General features: G+C 46.5%; 20 protein-coding genes. 3 read left to right on the top strand and 17 right to left on the bottom strand.

The window, feature by feature from the left end; all coding sequences use genetic code 11:
- Positions 1 to 5: 5 nt before the first annotated feature.
- Positions 6 to 1,202: an acetate kinase gene (locus PGN_RS05655; RefSeq protein ID WP_012458083.1), complete on the top strand. Its 1,197-nt coding sequence runs from the start codon at positions 6 to 8 to the stop codon at positions 1,200 to 1,202.
- A 180-nt stretch (positions 1,203 to 1,382) separates the two neighbouring features.
- Here the strand turns inward: PGN_RS05655 and PGN_RS05650 are convergent, their stop codons facing one another.
- The 16 genes from PGN_RS05650 to PGN_RS05575 all read right to left on the bottom strand — a co-directional run bounded on the left by PGN_RS05650 (position 1,383) and on the right by PGN_RS05575 (position 17,415).
- Positions 1,383 to 2,468 (bottom strand): IS5 family transposase, encoded by a 1,086-nt coding sequence (locus PGN_RS05650; RefSeq protein ID WP_012457813.1) that lies wholly within the window; start codon positions 2,466 to 2,468, stop codon positions 1,383 to 1,385.
- 248 nt (positions 2,469 to 2,716) lie between these two features.
- Positions 2,717 to 3,562 carry a 3-hydroxybutyryl-CoA dehydrogenase gene (locus PGN_RS05645; protein ID WP_012458082.1) on the bottom strand — a complete coding sequence of 282 codons (846 nt, stop codon included), beginning with the start codon at positions 3,560 to 3,562 and terminating at the stop codon, positions 2,717 to 2,719.
- Between the two features lie 46 nt (positions 3,563 to 3,608).
- Positions 3,609 to 4,379, bottom strand: coding sequence for an enoyl-CoA hydratase-related protein (locus tag PGN_RS05640; RefSeq protein ID WP_012458081.1), 771 nt, complete (start codon positions 4,377 to 4,379; stop codon positions 3,609 to 3,611).
- Between the two features lie 103 nt (positions 4,380 to 4,482).
- Positions 4,483 to 5,490, bottom strand: a complete 1,008-nt coding sequence (locus PGN_RS05635; protein WP_004584448.1) for an electron transfer flavoprotein subunit alpha/FixB family protein — start codon at positions 5,488 to 5,490, stop codon at positions 4,483 to 4,485.
- 13 nt (positions 5,491 to 5,503) lie between these two features.
- Positions 5,504 to 6,289, bottom strand: a complete 786-nt coding sequence (locus PGN_RS05630) for an electron transfer flavoprotein subunit beta/FixA family protein (RefSeq protein WP_005873659.1) — start codon at positions 6,287 to 6,289, stop codon at positions 5,504 to 5,506.
- A gap of 14 nt (positions 6,290 to 6,303) precedes the next feature.
- Complete coding sequence (locus PGN_RS05625) at positions 6,304 to 7,443, bottom strand: acyl-CoA dehydrogenase (protein WP_012458080.1); 1,140 nt, start codon at positions 7,441 to 7,443, stop codon at positions 6,304 to 6,306.
- Positions 7,444 to 7,488: 45 nt separating this feature from the next.
- Complete coding sequence (locus PGN_RS05620; protein ID WP_012458079.1) at positions 7,489 to 8,151, bottom strand: 3-oxoacid CoA-transferase subunit B; 663 nt, start codon at positions 8,149 to 8,151, stop codon at positions 7,489 to 7,491.
- A 22-nt stretch (positions 8,152 to 8,173) separates the two neighbouring features.
- Positions 8,174 to 8,965, bottom strand: coding sequence for an OAM dimerization domain-containing protein (locus PGN_RS05615; protein WP_012458078.1), 792 nt, complete (start codon positions 8,963 to 8,965; stop codon positions 8,174 to 8,176).
- Positions 8,962 to 10,533: a lysine 5,6-aminomutase subunit alpha gene (locus PGN_RS05610; protein ID WP_012458077.1), complete on the bottom strand. Its 1,572-nt coding sequence runs from the start codon at positions 10,531 to 10,533 to the stop codon at positions 8,962 to 8,964. Before PGN_RS05610 ends, PGN_RS05615 begins: the two co-directional genes overlap by 4 nt.
- A gap of 27 nt (positions 10,534 to 10,560) precedes the next feature.
- On the bottom strand, positions 10,561 to 11,859 hold the full coding sequence (locus tag PGN_RS05605) for a MutS-related protein (protein WP_230846990.1): 1,299 nt from the start codon (positions 11,857 to 11,859) through the stop codon (positions 10,561 to 10,563).
- Positions 11,860 to 11,951: 92 nt separating this feature from the next.
- On the bottom strand, positions 11,952 to 12,920 hold the full coding sequence (locus tag PGN_RS05600) for a hypothetical protein (protein ID WP_039417534.1): 969 nt from the start codon (positions 12,918 to 12,920) through the stop codon (positions 11,952 to 11,954).
- Between the two features lie 137 nt (positions 12,921 to 13,057).
- Entirely contained in the window at positions 13,058 to 14,308 is a 1,251-nt protein-coding gene (ablA, locus tag PGN_RS05595) for a lysine 2,3-aminomutase (RefSeq protein ID WP_004584456.1), read from the bottom strand.
- An 86-nt stretch (positions 14,309 to 14,394) separates the two neighbouring features.
- Positions 14,395 to 15,438, bottom strand: coding sequence for a zinc-binding dehydrogenase (locus tag PGN_RS05590; RefSeq protein WP_004584457.1), 1,044 nt, complete (start codon positions 15,436 to 15,438; stop codon positions 14,395 to 14,397).
- A 41-nt stretch (positions 15,439 to 15,479) separates the two neighbouring features.
- Positions 15,480 to 16,301 carry a 3-keto-5-aminohexanoate cleavage protein gene (locus PGN_RS05585; protein ID WP_004584458.1) on the bottom strand — a complete coding sequence of 274 codons (822 nt, stop codon included), beginning with the start codon at positions 16,299 to 16,301 and terminating at the stop codon, positions 15,480 to 15,482.
- A gap of 26 nt (positions 16,302 to 16,327) precedes the next feature.
- The gene (locus tag PGN_RS05580; RefSeq protein WP_010956200.1) at positions 16,328 to 16,717 is read right to left on the bottom strand and encodes a hotdog fold domain-containing protein; all 390 of its coding nucleotides are present in this window, start codon (positions 16,715 to 16,717) and stop codon (positions 16,328 to 16,330) included.
- 53 nt (positions 16,718 to 16,770) lie between these two features.
- Positions 16,771 to 17,415, bottom strand: a complete 645-nt coding sequence (locus tag PGN_RS05575; RefSeq protein ID WP_004584460.1) for a CoA transferase subunit A — start codon at positions 17,413 to 17,415, stop codon at positions 16,771 to 16,773.
- 748 nt (positions 17,416 to 18,163) lie between these two features.
- Between PGN_RS05575 and PGN_RS05570 the strand changes: the two genes are divergently transcribed.
- On the top strand, positions 18,164 to 19,249 hold the full coding sequence (locus PGN_RS05570) for an IS5-like element ISPg8 family transposase (protein WP_012458072.1): 1,086 nt from the start codon (positions 18,164 to 18,166) through the stop codon (positions 19,247 to 19,249).
- 117 nt (positions 19,250 to 19,366) lie between these two features.
- Here the strand turns inward: PGN_RS05570 and PGN_RS05565 are convergent, their stop codons facing one another.
- Positions 19,367 to 20,389 (bottom strand): ISAs1 family transposase, encoded by a 1,023-nt coding sequence (locus PGN_RS05565; protein ID WP_043876326.1) that lies wholly within the window; start codon positions 20,387 to 20,389, stop codon positions 19,367 to 19,369.
- 269 nt (positions 20,390 to 20,658) lie between these two features.
- Here PGN_RS05565 and PGN_RS05560 point away from each other — a divergent pair, with 269 nt between their 5' ends.
- Positions 20,659 to 22,077: a tetratricopeptide repeat protein gene (locus tag PGN_RS05560; RefSeq protein ID WP_230846989.1), complete on the top strand. Its 1,419-nt coding sequence runs from the start codon at positions 20,659 to 20,661 to the stop codon at positions 22,075 to 22,077.
- Positions 22,078 to 22,081: the final 4 nt, after the last annotated feature.

The raw sequence follows: 22,081 nt of genomic DNA, 5'->3' as shown, positions 1-22,081 counted from the left end.
ACGATATGAAAGTATTGGTATTGAACTGTGGTAGTTCATCCGTCAAATATAAGCTACTCGAAATGCCCAAAGGAGACGTATTGGCTCAGGGCGGAGTGGAAAAATTAGGCCTTCCCGGCTCGTTTCTCAAACTAACCATGCCCAATGGTGAGAAAGTGGTGCTGGAGAAAGATATGCCCGAACATACGATAGCCGTAGAGTTCATTCTTTCCGTGCTCAAAGATGACAAATACGGATGCATCAAGAGCTATGAAGAAATCGATGCAGTAGGGCACCGTCTCGTTCATGGAGGTGAGAAGTTCAGTAATAGTGTGGAGATCACACCGGAAGTAATTGCCAAAGTAGAAGAATGTATTCCTTTGGCTCCACTTCACAATCCGGCTAACCTCAAAGGCGTCGTAGCCATCGAGAAGTTGCTCCCCGGTATTCGTCAGGTGGGTGTATTCGATACAGCTTTCTTCCAAACCATGCCGGAACATGTGTACCGATATGCCTTGCCATATGATATGTGCAACAAGCATGGTGTACGTCGCTATGGATTCCACGGCACCAGCCATCGCTATGTCAGTGCCCGTGCTTGTGAGATCTTGGGTTTGGACTACGACAAAACTCGCATAATCACGGCACATATCGGCAATGGAGCTTCCATCGCTGCAATCAAAAACGGCAAGGCTTTGGACGTATCATTGGGGATGACACCCGTAGAAGGGCTTATGATGGGTACGCGCAGTGGAGACGTAGACCCCGGTGTTCTTACCTTCCTGATGGAAGCAGAAGGCCTCCAAGCAGCAGGAATCTCTGAACTGATCAATAAAAAGAGCGGTGTACTTGGCGTAAGCGGTGTGTCCTCCGACCTGCGGGAAATCGAAGATGCCATCAAGAATGGCAACGAAAGAGCTACTCTGGCCATGACCATGTACGACTACAGGATCAAAAAATATGTAGGAGCTTATGCCGCTGCCATGGGAGGAGTCGATGTGCTCGTATTCACCGGTGGAGTGGGTGAAAACCAATATACCACGAGAGAGAAAGTATGTACCGATATGGAATTTATGGGTATTGTCTTTGATTCAAAGGTGAATGAAGGTATGCGCGGAAAAGAAATGGTAATCAGCAAGCCGGAAAGCAAAGTAACCGTGATCGTCGTTCCCACTGACGAAGAATATATGATTGCCTCCGACACCATGACAATCCTCAAATAAAAAGACCGATCTGACACCGAAACGGCATAACGAGACCTTTGAAAAATAAGGAGATGGAGGGAAGAGGAGTTCTTCGCATAAAAGGAGCGAGTGAAAGAGGTGGCAGTAAGGAGTGAAAGTAGTTGTAAATCCCCCCCCTTGAGGAGCTACTTGTACGAGCTCCTCAAGGGTGGTTATGCCTTATCCTACGGATGAGGACATAATTATCCCCGGGGTTCTGTATAAATTAAAGGCGATGCTTTCAAGAATGTTTTGAGTATGGGTCTTGGCAAGTCCCCGGTATCGACATCGTCCGCCATGAAACCACCGGCGAATACTGCCAAAGGTGCGTTCGATGGTGCTCCGTATCGGACCGATTGCTTTGTTTCGTTGCTTCTCTTCCTCGGTCAATGCCCTGTTGCGTTGTGCCTTGTGCATAATGCCGTCTTGAAGGTGATGGGTTTGCAGGTAGGAACGATTTTCCCCGCAAGCATATCCTTTGTCCGCCAAGACGGCTGTACCTTGAGGTATGTTTGCACCCTGCAATAGCGGAATAAACTCCTTCGTGTCACTGCGGTTCGCTGCAGTCGTTATCACCTTTTGAACAATGCCTTGAACATTGGCCGGACAATGCTTTTTGTATCCGTAGTGATAACGCTTTTGTTTGTACACCCAACGGGCTTCTTCATCCGTCCCTTTACGCCGGCGGACAACCTGTTTTTGATAATCCTCCTCTGCCTCTTTTTCCGCCTCGCTCCGATTGTCTTCTCTGTCGTCTGCGACTTCAATCGTAATGCTTCCGTTGGGTTTATGCGGCGTCTCCACAAGGCTTGCATCCACAAGCACCCCTTCCCTGACCGAAATGTGATGGCGGGAAAGTTGTTTGTTAAACTGCGCCAATAGTTTGTCCATGAGACCCAACTCTGTCAGTGCCGAACGAAATCGACTGATGGTGCTGTGGTCGGGAGATACCTCTTCCATCTTCAGTCCCAAGAATCGGGAAAAGGTGATTGAATCATTGATGCGCTCCTCCAGAGCACAATCACTGAGGTTGTACCATGTCTCCAAAAGCAACATCTTGAATAAGAGAATCACGTCATAAGCCGGGGCGCCGATGGCATTTTGTCGCTTCGTGTATTTCTTGTTGATCAGCGTCCTGATCGGACGCCAATCGATAAGCGTGTCAACCTGATTGAGGAAGTCGTTTTGTGCTTTGCGATAACGCTTTGAAAGGAGTGCGTCTGCAAATGTTACATGCTCATCGGTATTCTTGGATTGGTATGCCATGGGAGGAATATTATGCTGTTTTTAATGCTCAAATATACAAAATAACTCCCTATTATACAATGAATTAACAAACAAAATACACACCAATCGCCGTACAAAGGTCTCATAACAGTTCGTTTCGAGAGTCATAAACCCAATAAGTAAAGGGTGAGCCAAGTGAATCCTAAAAGTTTTGTGTCCAGCTTTTAGGATTCACTTGGCTCACCCTCAATTATTTTCGGATAAGTCCGATAAGTGAGAAAAACGACTTATTTGCTATAGTCGTAGAAGCCTTTGCCGGTCTTGCGGCCAAGCTGTCCTGCACGAACCATCTTGCGAAGCAAAGGATGAGGACGATATTTGGCATCACCAAATTCGGTGAATAATACCTCCATGATAGCCAGACAGACATCCAAACCGATAAAATCGCCCAAAGCCAAAGGGCCCATCGGGTGATTGGCACCGAGCATCATGGCCTGATCTATTTCCTCTATGCTGGCCACACCGTCGGCATAGGCTCCGATACCTTCGTTGATCATCGGTATGAGAAGACGGTTTACGACGAAACCCGGAGCTTCGTTCACGCGTACAGCTGTTTTCTTGAGCATTTCGCACAAGTCCAGTACCAGCTTCATCACTTCGTCCGAAGTTTGCTGGGCACTGATAACTTCTACCAGTTTCATCACGGGAACGGGATTGAAGAAGTGCATTCCGATCACACGAGATGGGGTAGGGAGTTCGGTTGCCAAAGCTGTGATACTCAATGAAGATGTATTGGTAGCGATGATACATTGCTCGCTTACCACTTCCGCCACAGCACTGAGGGCCTGTTTCTTTATTTCCATTTCTTCGGCAATCGCTTCGATCACGACACCGGCATCTTTCAGGTCATTGAAGTCCATCGTCGTACGGATACGAGCCATAACGGCTTGCTGCTCATCGGCAGACATCTTGCCCTTTTCAACCAGACGGTTGAGATTTTTTTCGATTCCTTTGAGCGATTTGCTGATAGAAGTCTCGCTTCGCCCTTTCATCAAGACGTCCAGGCCGTTTTGGGCGATACATTGAACGATACCGCTGCCCATGGCTCCGGTACCTACTACTGCTATTTTCATTTTGTTGGAGATTAAAAGTGTATGTGAATAACTATTCTTTTGGCTCTCAGCAGAAAGCCGGTTTACGTTTTTCGAGGAAAGCTGCCATGCCTTCCTTCTGGTCGGCTGTGGCAAAGCACAGTCCGAAGAGATTCTGTTCCAAAGCAATGCCTTCGGCAATATGCATCTCCGTACCACGATTGATAGCCTCTTTTGAAGCTGATACGGCAGAAGCTGAGCGTGATGCAATGAGTTGAGCCGTTTCCATCGTGGCAGGTAATAATTCCTCCGGAGTTGTTACCCGATTGACAAGACCAATACGAAGTGCTTCTTCTGCATCGATGATACGCCCCGTGTAAATGAGTTCTTTGGCTATACCCGGAGCGACAAGGCGTGGCAAGCGTTGTGTACCGGAGAATCCGGGGGTGATGCCCAATCCGACTTCGGGCTGACCAAACTTGGCTCTAGCCGAAGCTATGCGGATGTCACAAGCCATGGCCAATTCGCATCCGCCTCCCAATGCAAAGCCATTGATGGCTGCAATAACAGGGAAAGGCAATTCTTCTATCCTTCGGAACACCTCTGCTCCAAGCCCTCCAAAGGCTTTTCCCTCGGCTGCACTCAGGTGTTGCATCTCGGCTATGTCTGCTCCTGCGACAAATGCTTTGCCGCTTCCGGTAATGATCAGCACTCGAGGCTTTTCTGTAGCGATAACGGCAATGGCCGATTCCAATTCGGAAAGGACTTCAGAGGAGAGGGCGTTCAATGTCTCCGGTTTGTTGATGGTCAGCGTCGTGATACCATCTTTCGATTGGATGATCAGATTGTGAAATTCCATAACTCTCTTCGATGAATGAAAAAGGAGCCGAATGAATGCGACGAGCCACAAAAGCCCTTCGCCTCATCGGCTCCTCTACAAGGTTTGTTATACTAACAGGCTCTTACTTGTCCTGCATGGCAGAACGTAGCTTAGCCGTCAGAATGGGTACAATCTTGTGCAAGTCGCCGACTACACCAAGATCGGCGACCTGGAAAATGGGAGCGAATTTGTCCTTGTTGATGGCAATGATATAATCGCTCTCTTCCATACCGGCCAAGTGCTGGATGGCACCTGAGATACCAACGGCCATATAGATGTCGGGGCGAACGGTCTTACCCGTTTGTCCTACCTGACGTTCATGACCGATAAGACCGGCATCGACCATAGCACGAGAAGAAGAAACCTCTGCATGGATCTGCTGAGCCAGTTCGGCTAGCTTGCTGAAGCCGTCTTGTGAACCAACGCCACGACCACCACTGACAAGGATGTGAGCTTCCGTGATGTCCACCATATTCTTGTCTTCACGCTCTTTCTTGATCAGGCGAACACGGAACTTGGCTGTGTCAAACGTGATGGTTACGTTCTCAACCATACCCTGGCGGTTGTAGTCCATAGCCTTACGACGCATAACACCGGGACGAACCGTAGACATCTGAGGACGATGCTCCTTGCTGATAATCGTAGCCATAAGGTTACCGCCGAAAGCCGGACGTGTCATCAGCAGATTGCGTTCGTCACCGATCTCAAGCGATGTACAGTCTGCTGTAAGACCTGTACGCAAGCGAGAAGAAAGACGGGGACCGAGGTCGCGACCAATAGTCGTAGCGCCGAAGAGTACGATCTCAGGCTTCTTGTCCTGAAGAATTTGGGTAATGGCCTGAGCGTAAGGCTCAGTAAGGTAGTTCTCGAGCTTCTCATCATCTACGACAAGCACCGTATCGGCACCGGCAGCGATAAGTTCCTTAGGCAAGTCAGCAACCTTATAGCCACAAAGAATTGCCGTTACTTTTTCTCCGATGGTGTCTGCCAATTCACGAGCCTTTCCGATGAGTTCGAAGGCTACGTTCTGAATCACTCCTTCGCGTTGTTCTGCGAAGACGAAAACACCTTTATATAATTCCTTATCCATAGTTGCTTGTTGTTCAGATGATGAATTTCTCTTTCAGTTTATTGAAGATAATGTCAGCAGCTTCTTCGGGAGTGATATCTTCATGCAGTGCTCCCATGGCCTTGGCTCCCTTAGTGAACGACTTCTTGACGCTCGTGGGAGAACCAGCCAAACCGATTCTTTCCGGATCAACATCAATGTCGCTTGCTCCCCAGCACTCAATAGGTCTGTCGAAGGTTTCCATAATGCCACGAACGCGCATGTAGCGAGGCTTATTAGCCGTAGCCAATAAAGTGAGCATACAAGGAAGCTCTACTTCCAAAACCTCATGTCCTTCTTCCGTGCTCTTGCGAACAGTCAGAGTTTGCTTGCCATCGAATGTGGCTTCTTCCACGTATGTGATCTGTGGCAGGTCAAGCTGCTCGGCAATCTGAGGCCCTACCTGAGCCGTATCACCGTCGATAGCTTGACGACCGGCGATAATCAGATCGTGGTCGATCTTTCTCAAAGCTTGAGAGAGTGTGTAACTTGTGGCCAATGTGTCGGCTCCACCGAACTTACGATCGCTGACAAGGATGGCATGATCTGCACCCATGGCATATGCTTCGCGCAGGATAGCTTCAGCCTGTGGCGGTCCCATGGTGATCACAGTTACGTGAGCATTGTGTGTGTCCTTGAAGCGAAGAGCCTGTTCCAAAGCTCCCTTGTCATCGGGGTTCATGATACTGGGCACACCGTCACGAATGAGCGTGCCTTTTACAGGATCCAATTTGATTTCGGTAGTATCGGGTACCTGTTTGATACAAACAACGATATTCATAGTCTAATGCTTGATTATTTTAATAAGTTGGATGCGATTACCAAGCGTTGAACTTCGCTGGTACCTTCATAAATCTCAGTGATCTTAGCATCGCGCATCATACGCTCTACCGGATACTCACGAGTATAGCCATATCCTCCGTGGAACTGAACCGCTTTCGTAGTCATATCCATAGCCGTTTCGGCGCAATAGAGTTTGGCTTGAGCCGACTCCATCGTATAGGGCATCTTCATGTCCTTCTTCCAGCTTGCCAAACGAACCAGCAAACGAGATGCCTGAATGCGGCATTGCAAGTCGGCGAGTTGGAATTGCGTGTTCTGGAATTGTGCGATGCTGCGACCGAATTGTTTACGCTCTTTGGTGTACTTCACCGTCTCGTCCATAGCTCCCTGTGCAATACCGAGGGCCTGAGATGCGATACCGATACGTCCGCCATCAAGGGTTTTCATGGCGATCTTGAAGCCACCGCCTACGCGACCGAGAAGATTCTCTTTGGGGACGATACAGTTTTCAAAAATAAGTTCGCATGTAGCCGAACCACGGATACCCATCTTAAGCTCTTTCTTTCCGATAGAGAACCCGGGAGTTCCTTTTTCAACGATGAAAGCGGTGATACCACGTGTGCCCTGGCTCTTATCTGTCATGGCAAATACCACGTATACGTGAGCATATTCGGCATTGGTGATAAAAATCTTGTTACCGTTAAGTACGAAATGATCTTCCTTTTCTTCAGCAAAAGTTTGCTGAGCAGCAGCATCCGTACCTGCATTGGGTTCGGTAAGTCCAAATGCACCGATCCATTCGCCAGAACAGAGTTTCGGCAAATACTTCATCTTTTGTTCTTCTGTTCCATTTTCGTAGATGGGAGTTGCGCACAAAGATGTGTGTGCAGAGAGAACCACGCCTGTGGTAGCACATACACGGCTTAGTTCCTCCACTGCCATTGAATACATTACGTTTGTACCGCCGGCACCACCATACTCAACGGGGAAAGGAATGCCCATCAGTCCGATTTCGCCCATCTTCTTTACTGTTTCGATGGGGAAACGTTCCTGCTCGTCAATTTCTGCCGCCAGAGGTTTTACTTCTTTCTCGGCGAAACTGCGGATCATCTCAAGAAACAATTGTTCTTGGGGTGTCTGAGAAAAGTTCATAATTCTTGAAGTTTATTTGGTTTGTAGTGATACTAAAAACTCTTTTTATTGTTGCATCGGGATGATCTCAGAAGCAAAAGTCAATGAAGCTTCAGTTGCAGCTTGTACTTGTTCTGCTGTAAAATCCAGATGTATTTCTGTTACGACAAGGCCTTTTTCCGGGCACACTTCGATCACACACATTTCTGTGATAATCAGGTTTACTTGTCCTTTTGCCGTAAGTGGCAAAGAGCATTTTTTCATGATTTTGGGGCTACCCTTGGCAGTATGCTCCATAGCTAAAATTACCTTACGGGTTCCTATCAGCAAATCCATGGCTCCTCCCATACCGGGCGCTTTCTTGCCGGGAATCAGCCAGTTGGCCAAGTCTCCATTTTCGTCTACTTGCAGTGCTCCGAGTACACTGACATCCACATGCCCACCACGAATGATGGCAAATGAGGTAGCACTATCAAATGAAGCAGCCCCCGGAATAGCCGTAATGGAGCCTCCCCCTGCATTGATCAGATAAGGATCTTCTTTGCCTGTTTCCGGAGCAGGGCCCATCCCAATCATGCCATTTTCAGACTGCAAATATACTTGCACTCCGGGTTTTAGGTAATTGGGCACCATCGTCGGCAGACCTATACCGAGGTTGACTACATCACCATCTTTCAATTCGAGGGCAACGCGCCTGGCGATCACTTCTCTGATTTGATCTTTTTCCATGATGAAAATATTTTATCGATTTCTATTTGTTATTCATTCTCTTATGGAACTCCTGAGCGATGAATGAAGCAACATCATCAGCATATGTATTGGCACCGAATCCTGCATCATAGCCAAGCTCTTTGGCCAATTCATAGGTGATACGAGGCCCTCCACAGGCCAAGATCATCTTATCTCTCAGACCTTCTGCCTCCATGAGTTCGACCAGCTCTATCAGATTCTTGATATGCACATCTTTTTGTGTTACTGTTTGAGATACCAAAAGAGCATCGGCTTTGAGTTCGATTCCCTTAGCAATAAACTCTTCATTCGGAACCTGACTGCCAAGATTGTATGCTTCGATCATTTCATAGCGTTCCAAACCATAATGGCCGGCAAAGCCTTTCATATTCATGATGGCATCAATGCCTACCGTATGGGCATCAGTGCCTGTACTGGCTCCAACCACTACTATCTTTCGGCCGATATTCTCACGGATAAAGTCATCCGTTTCAGCCATATCCCATTTAGTAGATTCTACCTTCGGCACATAGATAGAGCTATAGTCTACCGTATGTTCGCAGCTGCCATAACAGTTGAAAAAAGTAAAACCTTCTGTCAGTTCGCGGAAGAATACTACTTGAGGATTCTGCATCCCCATTTTTTTGATGAGCTGCTTAGCTGCTTCGATGGCTTCATCTCCGGCCGGAACAGGTAAGGTAAAACTAAGCTGCACCTTACCGTCATTCATCGTGTCGCCATAGGGCTTGATGCGCGACAGATCTAATGTCTGATCGAAATCTCTTCCTTCTGTCGAATATAGTCCACCGCTCATAACTTACCACTCATATTAAAGTTTTTCATCAGCTCGATTGTCGGGTTGTAGTAGTGTACTTCCTTCTTGGCAACACCGCTCAAACCTTTTCCTCCGTTCATCGGGCGTTTTACATCACCAAAAATACCTTTTTCCAAAGCAGAGAAGAGACCTTCTTCCTTCAATCTTTCAAGCAAATTCACGGTCTTGTCAAGCACTTCACGTGCTCGGCTCTGTACGATACCGCCTTCTTTGAATTCAACTTCCGATCCGATATTCTTCATATTGGAGAAAATATATTTGGCATTTTCGATCGAAAGATAGCGGTCGCTCATAAAAGGAGTATGGATAGCTTCGGTAGGCATACCGAGCAGTTGGATACCCTGAGAGGTCCATACACCGATTATATTGAAAAGCGCATCCTGTAAATGACCACGGAAAATGTTGCCGGTCATGAACTTCGTGGGAGGCATATACTTAAGCGGAGCTTTGGGGAAAATTTCTCTGGTCATTTGTGCTTGAGCCAATTCGAAAAGGAATCCATTCTCGAGCATGGGATCCATTTCAAATGCATGTCCAAGCCCCATCTGTTCTGAAGGCAATCCGGCTGTAAGAGCCAGCTGCTCATTGATCAAATCCGAGGCAAGTACGGTATGTGCTTCTTCTACGGCATCAGCAGTGGTTAGGTAGTTATCCTCACCGGTATTGATGATAACGCCGGCAAATCCATTGATAACACGACTCATGTATTGATCCACCAAAGTACGTTGCATATTAATGTCTCGGAAAAGAATTCCATAGAGAGCATCATTGAGCATTACATCCAAGCCTTCGAGTGCTCCCATTACGGCTATTTCCGGCATGCAAAGACCTGAACAATAGTTGCAGAGCCTGATATATCGACCAACCTCTTCTCCAACCTCATCCAAGGCTTTTCGCATGATACGGAAGTTTTCTTGTGTAGCAAAAGTACCCCCGAATCCTTCTGTCGTAGCTCCGTAAGGAACGTAGTCGAGCAAACTCTGTCCCGTAGTACGTATTACGGCAATAATATCGGCTCCTTGGCGAGCAGCTGCTTGTGCTTGAACAACGTCTTCATATATATTGCCAGTAGCAACAATAACGTAGAGATAAGGTCTAGGCCCTTCTCCGAGAGTCTCGATGTAGTCCTCTCTTCTCTTTCTGTTGGCAGCTATTTTTTGCATCCCTCCTGTTATGAGCGGTGCCAATGTATCTGCAATGACATTGGCAGAACAGAAGGGGTAAGAGGTAAGATCCACTTCGCCGACAGCCACACTTTCAGCAATTTCTTGAGGAGATTTTCCCGTAGCAACTATTCCATTTGCTAAAAAGAACAGAGCACCATGCCCCAAAACATTCCGATCTTTCAGATGGTCGACCAATACATTGGGTAGTGGAACAGCATTGCCATCCACTCCATCAATCCCGATTAGGCGACAGAGGGTGCGTTCCACGGCTACAGTCGTGTATTGTTCGACGAATGTCTGTACGTTACCGGCTATTTCTCCGGCAATGCTTCTGGCATATTCTACCTTGGAGAAATCAATTCCGACTTTACTTTTTTGCATACTTATGATATGTATTCTTGCTTTATGCTATTTCGTGTTGTTCAAAAACTGTTTGCATTCTGTCATAAGAGCCTCGTTAACCCCAAGGATCTCTGCTATGCGTATTGCTTCGTGTGGAACATCGTTTTCGCTCACTTCTTCAAGCGTATAGTCCACACATTTGCTGAGGGAATTTACATGTAGAGGTAAGTTCACTTTGTCTTCTCTAAAACCACGCACTTTCAAGCGGCGACATGGAATGTCTATACTGCCATAATGCGTAGTGACGAGAGATCGGATCTTATACCTGCTCAATATAGCCAATAGCCCACTGACAATGGCTTGTCCTTCTACGGGATTCGTTGTCCTTGCAGGTTCATCGACTAAAACGAGTAGTTGCTTTCCCTGTCTGGCCTCATCGGCAATGGACGAAAGACACATCATTTCCGCCCCGAAAGAGGAAAGCCCCTGTCTAATATCTTGTGCATCTCCAAGTGAAAGCATCACTTTTTCTACAGGGCATATCTCTGCCTTTTGTGCCGGCACATAGAAGCCATATTGATAGAGGATCTGAGCTAATGCAACTCCTTGCAACAGCACACTTTTTCCTGCCATGTTAGCACCGGTAATTAAGGTTGGCAGAGAGGGTAGGGCTATATCTACCGGCTGGAACTTTTCTCCTTTTTTCCCCAGGAGGCTAAGGACATGTGGATGTACCAGTCCCATATAGTTCGTAACACTATGACCAGAACCCGGTTTACTCCATCCAAGCTGAATGAATAGTTTGACCTTTGCTAATAACAGATCTATCGCTCCCAACAATTCTAGAGCTGTAGCCAATCCTCCAGCATAAGGGGACAACTCGCGAGAAAGTCGCTTACGGACTATGTCTTCCTCCTGCAAACTTTCATTGCGGATTTCGATCCTGGCGTCTTCGTTTGTTTCTTTTTTGAGCCTGTCTCTCAACTCTCTCAATGTCTCCGAATACGCATCGTATATATAGAAATGAGGAATTCTCTTTTCCTCCGGATCCAAAACGGAAACGATCTGCGACAAATCGGGTAGGGGAGAAGAGAGATCATCTAACTGGTAAAAACGGATCAGATCCCGAATATCTTCACTTAAAATTGCTAAGAACTTGATCTCGAAAAAATCAATGTCCGTGCAAACTACGTGGCGTGAAAGAGAATATATCGTCCCTTGGATGTCACGTAGCTGCATTAATTTGTGTGCAATTTCATCCAGACCTTTTTGTTTTCGTTGGTCTGCTTGGTATGAGATGGCTATTTCTACACGAGAAAGAAGCACTTCAATATCGGAAGCCTCGGTCAAGAATTCTTGCTCCATCAGACAACGTCGCCCTACAGATGAATGTATGCACAACTCATCTATTACATAGCGAAAGCCACTAATGCTATTTATCTGTTCCCGTAGTTTCATCAACATTCAAGCGTGTTTAACCCTCTTACATCGTAGACCGGAATACCGAGGGCTTTTTCCATCTCTCTGCGCAGCACTTCGGATTTCAGTTTGTACCCGCTGGGTGCTACCGGATTGATTGTCACGGCCAATAGCTTACCTCCATACAGAGATTTGATCTCATGTTTGCTCTGTAGAAAACGATCTACTGCTTCCGGCAAAGCAAACATACGTGTAAAATCTCTGATGATGAGACAGATTTTATCATCAGAGAGGCGAAGCTGTTCCAATAAGTTATCACTAACGGCTCCGGACACATAAATTCTGTTGCCGAAGCGAGTCAGGTCATTTCTGTTAGATGCATTCAACATCAGTGCCGAACGAATCCCCAAGTCGTAAACGTTGCCCGATTCGTCTATCCCCCATATGCCTTGTTCGATGGGATCTAATTTCTCTGCCAATTCGGCTTCTACCGTAGGTAAAGAGATCAATCGATACACGGCAGCCGTTTTACGGACCAACTGAGGTATATTGATGGACAAAGCAGCTCCGGTAGCTAAAATCATAGCATCGGTAACGACAGGAGATGCCAGACACTTGCGAGAAAGAGCTCCATCTACAATAGTCGTTTGCACTCCGGAGTTCGATAGAGTAGTTATCATTTTTCTTAACCCTCCTGTCGTGGAAGGCCCTGAGAGCAAAATTTTACCGGGTTCCAAAGAACAGGCCGTGATGAGCCGTCCCAATGCAGTCCGATCTTCGCTGACATCAATAATCTCTGCAATCAGTTCTTTTTTTAGAAAATGCAGCTCGGAGGTAACAAATATCATCCCTTTAGGTACCACTATTTCCGGCTTGGCCGTCTGAGTAACCTGGTCACTCTTTTCACCATCTATGCCTATAGAAGTAAGGGCAACCCTATGCCGATAGGCATCGAGTCGCCTGATGATATAGTTGAGCGTTTCTGTTTTGCCGGTGTTCTTCTCCATCCCGAAAATGGATATGCTCCGGCTCTGCATAATTTTTTCTACAAAAGGCAATTTTTTCTCTCTTTCTCTCTTTCTCTCTTTAAGCAAACTCTCTCCCCAATGGCTTTGCAAAGGGGAGGGAGCTTATTTTCATTCAATCAGTTCTTATCAAACTTGCGTTTTTTGCGAGCTAAGTCGGAAGGCTCGATAGCCAACTGCTGACCTCCGGAAAGTGCAGCTACACCCTCTTTATGCTTACCGGCTCGACAGTCCTCACAATCACACTCCTCATGATAATTCTCCGGCTCCGTATAGGTTGTGATAACACCTTCATAATTGCGAAGAACCACATGTCGTGGGGACTGAGATACAACATAGTTCGGCATTACAGGTATCTTACCGCCACCCCCCGGAGCATCTACCACAAAGGTAGGAACAGCATAGCCCGAGGTGTGTCCGCGCAAGTTTTCGATAATTTCGATTCCTTTAGATACCGGCGTGCGGAAATGACCTATTCCAAGCGAAAGATCGCATACATATATATAGTAAGGACGCACACGCATCTTTACAAGCAAATGTACCAATCTCTTCATCACATGTGTACAATCATTGATTCCACGCAATAAAACCGTTTGGTTACCCAACGGAATACCGGCATTGGCCATTCTTTCACAAGCCTCTACAGCTTCTTCGGTAACTTCATTCGGGTGGTTGAAGTGAGTGTTCAGCCACACCGGATGATATTTTTTGAGCATATCCACCAATTGAGGCGTTATGCGCTGAGGAAGGACTACCGGCGTACGGCTTCCTATACGAACAATCTCCACATGAGGTATTTCGCGCAGACGCTTCAATATGTATTCCAAGCGTTCGTCGCTGACAAGGAGGGCATCACCCCCCGATAGCAAAACATCACGGACTGTCGGTGTATTAGCTATATAGTCAATGCATCGATCGATGCGCTCAGAAGGAGAAGAAGCATCTTTCTGTCCTGCGAAGCGACGGCGAGTACAATGACGACAGTACATCGAGCATTTGTCCGTGATAAGGAACAATACACGATCCGGATAGCGATGAGTCAGTCCGGGTACGGGCGAATCTTCATCTTCACTAAGTGGGTCTACCTGATCTTCAGGAGCACGTACCAGTTCCTGATGAGTAGGAATGGCTTGTTTACGAATCGGACAATTAGGATTCTCGGGGTCTATCAAACTCAAATAATAAGGTGTGATAGCCATTCGGAGTACTTTGAGCGATTCTTTTACTCCCTCTTCTTCTTCAGCGGTGAGTGTAACGTACTTTTTCAGCTGGTCGAGCGTCTCAATTCGATTGAGGACCTGCCAATGCCAGTCGTTCCATTGCTCATCGGTGACATCAGGGAAATAATACTTTCTACGACTTTCTGCCATGGTTATTGTGAGCTTTGGCTGATTATCTAAAAAAGAACGCTACGGAGACAATGATTATCTCTCCGTAGCAGCTCATTTCTAATGAATTAAGCGTACAATTCTGTGAAAACTTTGCGCAAAGCCTCACATTCTCGAAGCTCCTGCAGTGTGATTTCAGCATGACCTTTGGTATAGCCATTACCAACGATCATGGTCACATCACTGCCTACGCCCTCAGCCCCCAAAGCAGCTTTGGTGAAACTTGTAGCCATAGAGAAGAAATAGACGATACCATCATTCTTCGTACAGAGGATGCTTGTCATTTCTGTATCAGTGATATTTACGTTGTTGATCGTAACATCACACATCTCTCCATTCGTAAGCTTTTCGATCTCTTCCATTACAGGCACCGGCTTCGTTGCATCGGCAGAGAATACATGATCGCAGAAACCGAGAGCTTTCAAGCGATCCGTACTCTTCTGTGAGTGGCAAAGACCGATTACCTTACCGGTTACACCGGCGCGTTTTTTGGCTTCGTAGCAGCAGAGCATACCGCTCTTGCCACCTGCACCGATAATAAGTACCGTATCTCCCGGCTTCACCAATTTGGCTGTCTGAGCAGGAGCACCTGCCACATCAAGTGCCGATAGAGCCAGCTTTTCAGGCAAATCGTTAGGAATCTTCGCATAGATACCGCTTTCGAAGAGAATAGCCTTTCCTTCGATGTCCACTTGATCTACATCCGGACGAATTTCCTTGATTTTGTCGATGCGGAGTGGCGTTAGAGAAAGCGACACGAGCGTGGCAATTTTATCGCCTACTTTCAAGTCGATTTTGTCTTTGAGAGCATCGCCGATCTTTTCAACTACGCCGAGAAGCATCCCGCCTGAGCCTGTAACAGGGTTACGATGCTTTCCTTGTTTGGCTACAATGCCAAGCATGATTTCGGCGATTTTAGCCTTATCTCCACCGGCTTGTTCATGGATCTGCGTGAAACTTGCAGAGTCTATATTCAAAGTCTTAACATCGATAAGAATCTCATTGTCGTAGATTTCATCCATGTTGTTGTCCACTTTTTCAGCGGGCTGGGGTAGAACGCCTTGAGGGGCTAAAACACGGTGTGTACCGTATTTGTTTCCTTTCTTTTGCATTATCGAAACGTATTGAGTGAATTTTGTGAGTTTTAGAGTTGTTATTTGCTAAGCCCCAATATCCGACGGGCTTCTGCCGGAGTGGCTATCTCACGACCCATTTCCTTGGCCATACGAACCACTTTTTCTACCAATTCTCCATTAGAGCGAGCTAAAACTCCTTTGGATATATATACATTGTCTTCGAAACCTACACGCACATGTCCTCCATCAATGATAGCCAGTGCCGCGAGGGGAAACTCATAGCGTCCCACACCTGCTACAGTATATGTGGCATCTGCGGGGATACTTTCGCGAAGGAAAACGAAATCACGCATTTCTCCGCTGATACCGCCATTTACACCCATTACGAAGTCGAAGTGCATAGGGGATTGGATATAACCTTTGCGGTGAAGACGAAGAGCCATGTCGATCATGCTCTTGTCGAAGACTTCAAGTTCAGGTTTGATGCCACGCTCGATCATTTTCTCCCCGAAATATTTGATCGTGTTTTCCGTATTGGTGAACACTTCATCACCGCCGAAGTTAAGGGTGCCACAATCCAAAGTAGCCATTTCGGGAAAAAGCTCTGTCGGTTGCAGACGTTCATCATTCGTCATGCCCACAGCACCTCCTGTCGAAGGCTGGATGATTACATCGGGACATACCGCCTTGATGGCTTCCATGACTTCTTTGAAGCGATTTTTATCTTGAGTAGGGGTACCATCATCGTATCTCACATGGAGATGAATGATGCTGGCACCTGCATCATAGGCCGATTTGGCTTCACGTACACACTCTTCTACCGTGTAGGGAACGGCCGGATTATGCTCTTTCAGAACCTCTGCACCGCAGATGGCTGCCGTAATGATCAATTTTTCCATAATTACAGTCGGTATAATGGTTTTACTTATTTGTTGCGCTGGCAATTAGCCGGTACCACACAAGTGCCGGTAGCACGGCAAACAACAATAGGTTCGTCAAGCACATCGGCTGCCGACTCCGAAATATCCGTACGAGGACGAATCACCTTACGAGCTTCGAATTTCATCTTTCGACTGGTATTTCCCACATGAGTGATTTCGCCTACAGCCTCTATATAATCTCCGGCAAATACCGGAGCCAAAAATTCCACATTGTCATAAGCACAGAAGAGGCCTTCATCACCATCTTGCATGATAAGGAGTTCTGTGGCAACGTCTCCGAAGAGTTGGAGCATGCGAGCCCCATCTACTAAGTTACCTCCGTAATGAGCATCATGCGCACTCATCCGAAGACGGATCATTGATGTCTTTGTCATAGTCGTATTGGAGTTATTGTGAGTAGTTGATTTGTCTAAGAGCAGGGAGCCGATTAGCGGAGGATATAGTCCACGAATATGCCGCTGGTATGGATTTGTTCCATGGGGATCTGTCCGATGGGGTGGATTTCTTCGATTTCTGCCACTACACAGTCTGCTGCCATTGCCATCAGGGGCTGGAAGTTCTGTGTTGTGCCTTTATAGATGAGATTCCCAAATTCATCGCCAACACTTCCCTTGATAAAGGCAAAGTCGGCACGGATAGGTTTTTCGAGCAAAAAAACCTCGCCATCAATCTCGATCTTCTGTTTACCTTCTTCGATTACCGTCCCAAGCCCTGTAGGGGTCAATACTCCTCCCAAGCCGGCTCCTCCTGCTCGTACTCTCTCTGCAAGAGTACCCTGAGGACTAAACTCGATTACCAACTCACCTGTATTCATTTGGTCACCGGTCATGGGGTTCGTACCTATGTGAGAAGCTATCAACTTCTTCACCTGATGGTTTGCAATGAGCCGACCACAACCACGATCCGGATAGGACGTGTCGTTGGCAATAAGAGTGAGATCCTTGACACCGCTTTTTACTAGTTCATCGATAATCCTTTCGGGGGTACCATTCGCTAAGAAGCCACCCACCATGATAGTCATACCGTCCTTAAACAAGGCGGACAACTTTTCAGCCGAAATCGCTTTATTCATGGTTTTTTCTGTTTTTTATTTTGTTGAGAATTTTATTTCCTTCTCTTTTCGTGACAAATCTGTATGTATCAACTTATTTCGGTTGATATAATTGCGCACCAAAGATAGTGCCAATTTGGGAGTTGCAAAAATAACTGTAGAGCCAAGACTTATGGCAAGGCATTAGTCGGGGATTAGCTGTTTCAAAAGTGTGCATTCAAAGGATAAGCATTTATATAAGTAAACATAATAGTGTCTTGTATTTGTCTACTACAATAATAATAGTTTTTTGTTAAAAACATGATAGTGGGCTTTTATGTTAATGCCGTGATGATATATTTTTTTAGTTTTTTCTTGTGGTGAGATCGAAATATAGGGGCCGAAAGACAGGTTAGATGGTTCTGCAATACGGAATTGATCTTTGGATTTATTGGGGTGAGTTCACAAAAACGGAAACCTCCTCCCTTAGGGGCGAGTTTTTTTACTCATTCGGCTACTTCTAGTATTTCTCATCTGTTTTTAGAGTTTGATCCGGAGGATTCGTTTACCAGGGGTGACGCATTAAAATTGTATTGTGATTAGTTGTTGTGGCTTCATTCGAGCCAGTTTCTTTTGGATGCGAGGGATTGAGGACTTCATATTCGTTTTTAGTCGCTCTATAATGGAGAAATTTGCACGGCGATTGGTGTGTATTTTGTTTGTTAATTCATTGTATAATAGGGAGTTATTTTGTATATTTGAGCATTAAAAACAGCATAATATTCCTCCCATGGCATACCAATCCAAGAATACCGATGAGCATGTAACATTTGCAGACGCACTCCTTTCAAAGCGTTATCGCAAAGCACAAAACGACTTCCTCAATCAGGTTGACAGGCTTATCGATTGGCGTCCGATCAGGACGCTGATCAACAAGAAATACACGAAGCGACAAAATGCCATCGGCGCACCGGCTTATGACGTGATTCTCTTATTCAAGATGTTGCTTTTGGAGACATGGTACAACCTCAGTGATTGTGCTTTGGAGGAGCGCATCAATGATTCAATCACCTTTTCCCGATTCTTGGGACTGAAGATGGAAGAGGTATCTCCCGACCACAGCACCATCAGTCGATTTCGTTCGGCACTGACAGAGTTGGGTCTCATGGACAAACTGTTGGCGCAGTTTAACAAACAACTTTCGCGCCATCACATTTCGGTAAGGGAAGGGGTGCTTGTCGATGCAAGCCTTGTGGAGACGCCGCACAAACCCAACGGAAGCATTACGATTGAAGTCGCAGACGACAGGCAAGACAATCGGAGCGAGGAGGAAAAAGAGGCAGAGGAGGATTATCAAAAACAGGTTGTCCGCCGGCGTAAAGGGACGGATGAAGAAGCCCGTTGGGTTTACAAACAAAAGCGTTATCACTACGGATACAAAAAGCATTGTCTGACCAATGTTCAAGGCATTGTTCAAAAGGTGATAACGACAGCAGCGAACCGCAGTGACACGAAGGAGTTTATTCCGCTATTGCAGGGTGCAAACATACCTCAAGGCACAGCCGTCTTGGCGGACAAAGGATATGCTTGCGGGGAAAATCGTTCCTACCTGCAAACCCATCACCTTCAAGACGGCATTATGCACAAGGCACAACGCAACAGGGCATTGACCGAGGAAGAGAAGCAACGAAACAAAGCAATCGGTCCGATACGGAGCACCATCGAACGCACCTTTGGCAGTATTCGCCGGTGGTTTCATGGCGGACGATGTCGATACCGGGGACTTGCCAAGACCCATACTCAAAACATTCTTGAAAGCATCGCCTTTAATTTATACAGAACCCCGGGGATAATTATGTCCTCATCCGTAGGATAAGGCATAACCACCCTTGAGGAGCTCGTACAAGTAGCTCCTCAAAGGGGGGATTTACAACTACTTTCACTCCTTACTGCCACCCCTTTCCCTCGCTCCTTTTATGCGAAGAACTCCTCTTTACTCCATCTCTTTATTTTTCAAAGGTCTCATAATGAGTAAATTAATCTTTTGAATGATATCCATAATCTGCGCCACATTCCTCGTTCTCTTGTGCGAGGCATCGTGTCCGAAATAGACATCCAAACAGTGGTGTAACTTATTCTCTATCGCCCAATGCCCACGAATAGCTTGTTTCAATGAAGAAACATCTGTTAATGACGAAATGTAGTAGGCCACTTCTTCACTCGTTTTGTCACTCTTTTTATCCCTTCGTTTGCGTACAACTTTGTGTATCGACCTCAAGCCTTTCCGGCGAGTTAATACCTCGTTGGCTTCTATCTCCAAGGGATTGAGAATACTTTCATAGCGACGTGTTTCTATGCGTCCGTGAGATAGTTCCGTCTGTTCGTCAAGGAGGATATGTTTCTGAAAAAGAGGGCAGAAATAGGCTTCAATCTCTTGCAGACTCAAACTTTGATTCGCTTTAACACACAATACATAGTCTCCGCCCTTATCGATGATTTGTTCGACAATGGCTGTCTGTGTACCTATGGCATCAATGGAGACAACAGCCCCGTTCAAGTCCAGCAAATCAAGAAGTTGATGTATGGCAGGTATTTCGTTTGTTTTTCGGTCGATGTAGAGTTGGGCAAGACTGCACATATCTTGTGGTGAAAAGGCAGAGACGACATGGGATTGTGTATCAAAAGAGAGTTTCTTCACTCCCCGCATCGTCTTGCCATCAATGCAAATATGTTTACCCGAAGTAGCCGAGATAAAGCCTTCAATCCATCGCTTATAAGCCCCCTCAAAAGCTTCTACATCCAACAGACTGATGCTCCTGTTGAGAGTATCATGAGAAGGCATGGTATGCATAAGCTGATGGCCGGTAAGCATTTCGTATAGACTTTTCAATTCTTCTTCGTATTCCTCGGCATAATCTTCAATCTCATACCAGGAGGTATTGCCTGAGAGTGTAGAGAGGAAAACGATCAGCAGTAAAAAGTCAAGAGGAAGACCATTGCACAATAACCCTTCCATCCCCTCATATTGATCAAGACAGACATAAGCATTGATTTGACGAAGAAAGTAGTACTTCATGCAGTCTCTGCAAACCTCAAATATAATTACTGTCACTACAGTGCCGGAAAATGCTCGGATTCGGCATGTGAGCAAGAAACACTATCTTTGTATAGTATCGGTATTGCAACGGTAATGGCTGCCTGCATGCGTGTTCGGATGTCTTTTGTCCCATGAGGATACCGTTTGCAAATGATGCGATAGCAAAGGTTTTTTTAAGTACAATAATGATGTGTCGTTCCATAACCCTCTTTCTCTTTGCATTGATTTCCATTGTTGTAAGTAAGCAGCTCTCCGCCCAAAGCATTTCGGAACTTCGTCTACTGATCGATAGCGGACGTTATGACAAGGCTTTGCCCATAGCCCAACAGTTGGTGGCCAAAAATCCAAAACATGCCGATAATAACTATATGCTAGGGCTTCTTCTGTACAAGGCTGAACGCTACGAAGAAGCTATTGCTCCCCTTCGGGTGGCCGTAAGCCGGCGGAGTGATGCCTATGAGATGTTGGCGGATGCTTATGCTAAAGAATATTTCTTCTCCGAAGCTCTTGCTGCACTGGAAAAACAGAAGGTTACTCTTGTGAAGAAAAAACAGGAAACAGTCTCCATAGATGCCGGAATAGACCGTATGCGACGAGCTGTGCGCTTGCTGGACAGAGCCGAATGGGTGGAGGTGATAGACAGCGTACGGACGAATAAAGCCGATCTCCTGTCGGCCTACAATCTCATAGCCGATAACGGTCGGCTCGAATGGGTGAAAGGAAACCAAGGGGAGGCGACTTCTTTTGTCAATGGGCGCGGCGACCATGCCATCATGACGGAGAAAGGTGAGGATGGAGTTTACAGCCTGCATGAAGCCCACCGGATCGGTGGCAAATGGGGCAATGCGATCCCCCTCGAAAAACTCAATTCCCGATTCAATGAAAACTATCCTTCGTTACGGGCGGATGGTTTTACCCTGCTTTTTGCCAGTGATCGACCTGATGGAATAGGCGGATATGATCTGTATATGACCCGTCGTGATTTGGAAGATGGCATTTTTCTGGAACCGACTTTGCTCGGTATGCCTTTCAATTCCCCTTACAACGATTATCTGCTGGTGTACGACGAATTACGTGGGATTGGCTTCTTTGCCAGTGACCGTTTTTGTCCTGCGGATGTTGTCACTGTCTATACCTTCGTTATCAATGAAGAGGGGCGCCCTGTGGCTACTGACGATATGGCCCTCAAAAGGGCGTATGCCTCCCTCAAGAGCATAAGAGCAACGCAAGACCCTGAGCGAGACTACAGTCGTCTGATCGCATCGGCTCGGGACAACCGCACCGATGCAGAGAAGAAGGCTTCCGAACGTCAGATTTATTTCCCTATGCAGGGGATGCGTATCTATACGCGCTGGAGCGACTTCCAAAGCAGCGAAGCCAAGTCGCTCTATCAGGATGTGATGGCTCGGAAAAGAAAATTGGAACAGGCGGCTACCCGTCTGGAAGAGTTACGACTCTTGTATGGAAGAGCATCGGCTTCGGAGCGAAGCGGTATGAAGCAGGAAATTCTTCGTCTCGAAAATGCCATTCCTCCACTGGAAGAAGAAGTAGGCCGAATGGAAAAGGAAGTCAGAAACATGGAGTTACAAGCCGTGCAAGGCTTTTAGACCA

Origin of the sequence: Porphyromonas gingivalis ATCC 33277 (genome assembly GCF_000010505.1) — a bacterium.
Lineage (GTDB): Bacteria > Bacteroidota > Bacteroidia > Bacteroidales > Porphyromonadaceae > Porphyromonas > Porphyromonas gingivalis.
This window is presented reverse-complemented; position numbering and strand designations above follow the sequence as displayed.

What these genes read in the sequence shown, in the direction of transcription:
- PGN_RS05655 (WP_012458083.1), top strand. Translation starts at nt 6, where the DNA reads ATGAAAGTATTGGTATTGAACTGTGGTAGTTCATCCGTCAAATATAAG.
- PGN_RS05650 (WP_012457813.1), bottom strand. Translation starts at nt 2,468, where the DNA reads ATGGCATACCAATCCAAGAATACCGATGAGCATGTAACATTTGCAGAC.
- PGN_RS05645 (WP_012458082.1), bottom strand. Translation starts at nt 3,562, where the DNA reads ATGAAAATAGCAGTAGTAGGTACCGGAGCCATGGGCAGCGGTATCGTT.
- PGN_RS05640 (WP_012458081.1), bottom strand. Translation starts at nt 4,379, where the DNA reads ATGGAATTTCACAATCTGATCATCCAATCGAAAGATGGTATCACGACG.
- PGN_RS05635 (WP_004584448.1), bottom strand. Translation starts at nt 5,490, where the DNA reads ATGGATAAGGAATTATATAAAGGTGTTTTCGTCTTCGCAGAACAACGC.
- PGN_RS05630 (WP_005873659.1), bottom strand. Translation starts at nt 6,289, where the DNA reads ATGAATATCGTTGTTTGTATCAAACAGGTACCCGATACTACCGAAATC.
- PGN_RS05625 (WP_012458080.1), bottom strand. Translation starts at nt 7,443, where the DNA reads ATGAACTTTTCTCAGACACCCCAAGAACAATTGTTTCTTGAGATGATC.
- PGN_RS05620 (WP_012458079.1), bottom strand. Translation starts at nt 8,151, where the DNA reads ATGGAAAAAGATCAAATCAGAGAAGTGATCGCCAGGCGCGTTGCCCTC.
- PGN_RS05615 (WP_012458078.1), bottom strand. Translation starts at nt 8,965, where the DNA reads ATGAGCGGTGGACTATATTCGACAGAAGGAAGAGATTTCGATCAGACA.
- PGN_RS05610 (WP_012458077.1), bottom strand. Translation starts at nt 10,533, where the DNA reads ATGCAAAAAAGTAAAGTCGGAATTGATTTCTCCAAGGTAGAATATGCC.
- PGN_RS05605 (WP_230846990.1), bottom strand. Translation starts at nt 11,859, where the DNA reads ATGGAGCAAGAATTCTTGACCGAGGCTTCCGATATTGAAGTGCTTCTT.
- PGN_RS05600 (WP_039417534.1), bottom strand. Translation starts at nt 12,920, where the DNA reads ATGGAGAAGAACACCGGCAAAACAGAAACGCTCAACTATATCATCAGG.
- ablA (WP_004584456.1), bottom strand. Translation starts at nt 14,308, where the DNA reads ATGGCAGAAAGTCGTAGAAAGTATTATTTCCCTGATGTCACCGATGAG.
- PGN_RS05590 (WP_004584457.1), bottom strand. Translation starts at nt 15,438, where the DNA reads ATGCAAAAGAAAGGAAACAAATACGGTACACACCGTGTTTTAGCCCCT.
- PGN_RS05585 (WP_004584458.1), bottom strand. Translation starts at nt 16,301, where the DNA reads ATGGAAAAATTGATCATTACGGCAGCCATCTGCGGTGCAGAGGTTCTG.
- PGN_RS05580 (WP_010956200.1), bottom strand. Translation starts at nt 16,717, where the DNA reads ATGACAAAGACATCAATGATCCGTCTTCGGATGAGTGCGCATGATGCT.
- PGN_RS05575 (WP_004584460.1), bottom strand. Translation starts at nt 17,415, where the DNA reads ATGAATAAAGCGATTTCGGCTGAAAAGTTGTCCGCCTTGTTTAAGGAC.
- PGN_RS05570 (WP_012458072.1), top strand. Translation starts at nt 18,164, where the DNA reads ATGGCATACCAATCCAAGAATACCGATGAGCATGTAACATTTGCAGAC.
- PGN_RS05565 (WP_043876326.1), bottom strand. Translation starts at nt 20,389, where the DNA reads ATGGAAGGGTTATTGTGCAATGGTCTTCCTCTTGACTTTTTACTGCTG.
- PGN_RS05560 (WP_230846989.1), top strand. Translation starts at nt 20,659, where the DNA reads ATGTGTCGTTCCATAACCCTCTTTCTCTTTGCATTGATTTCCATTGTT.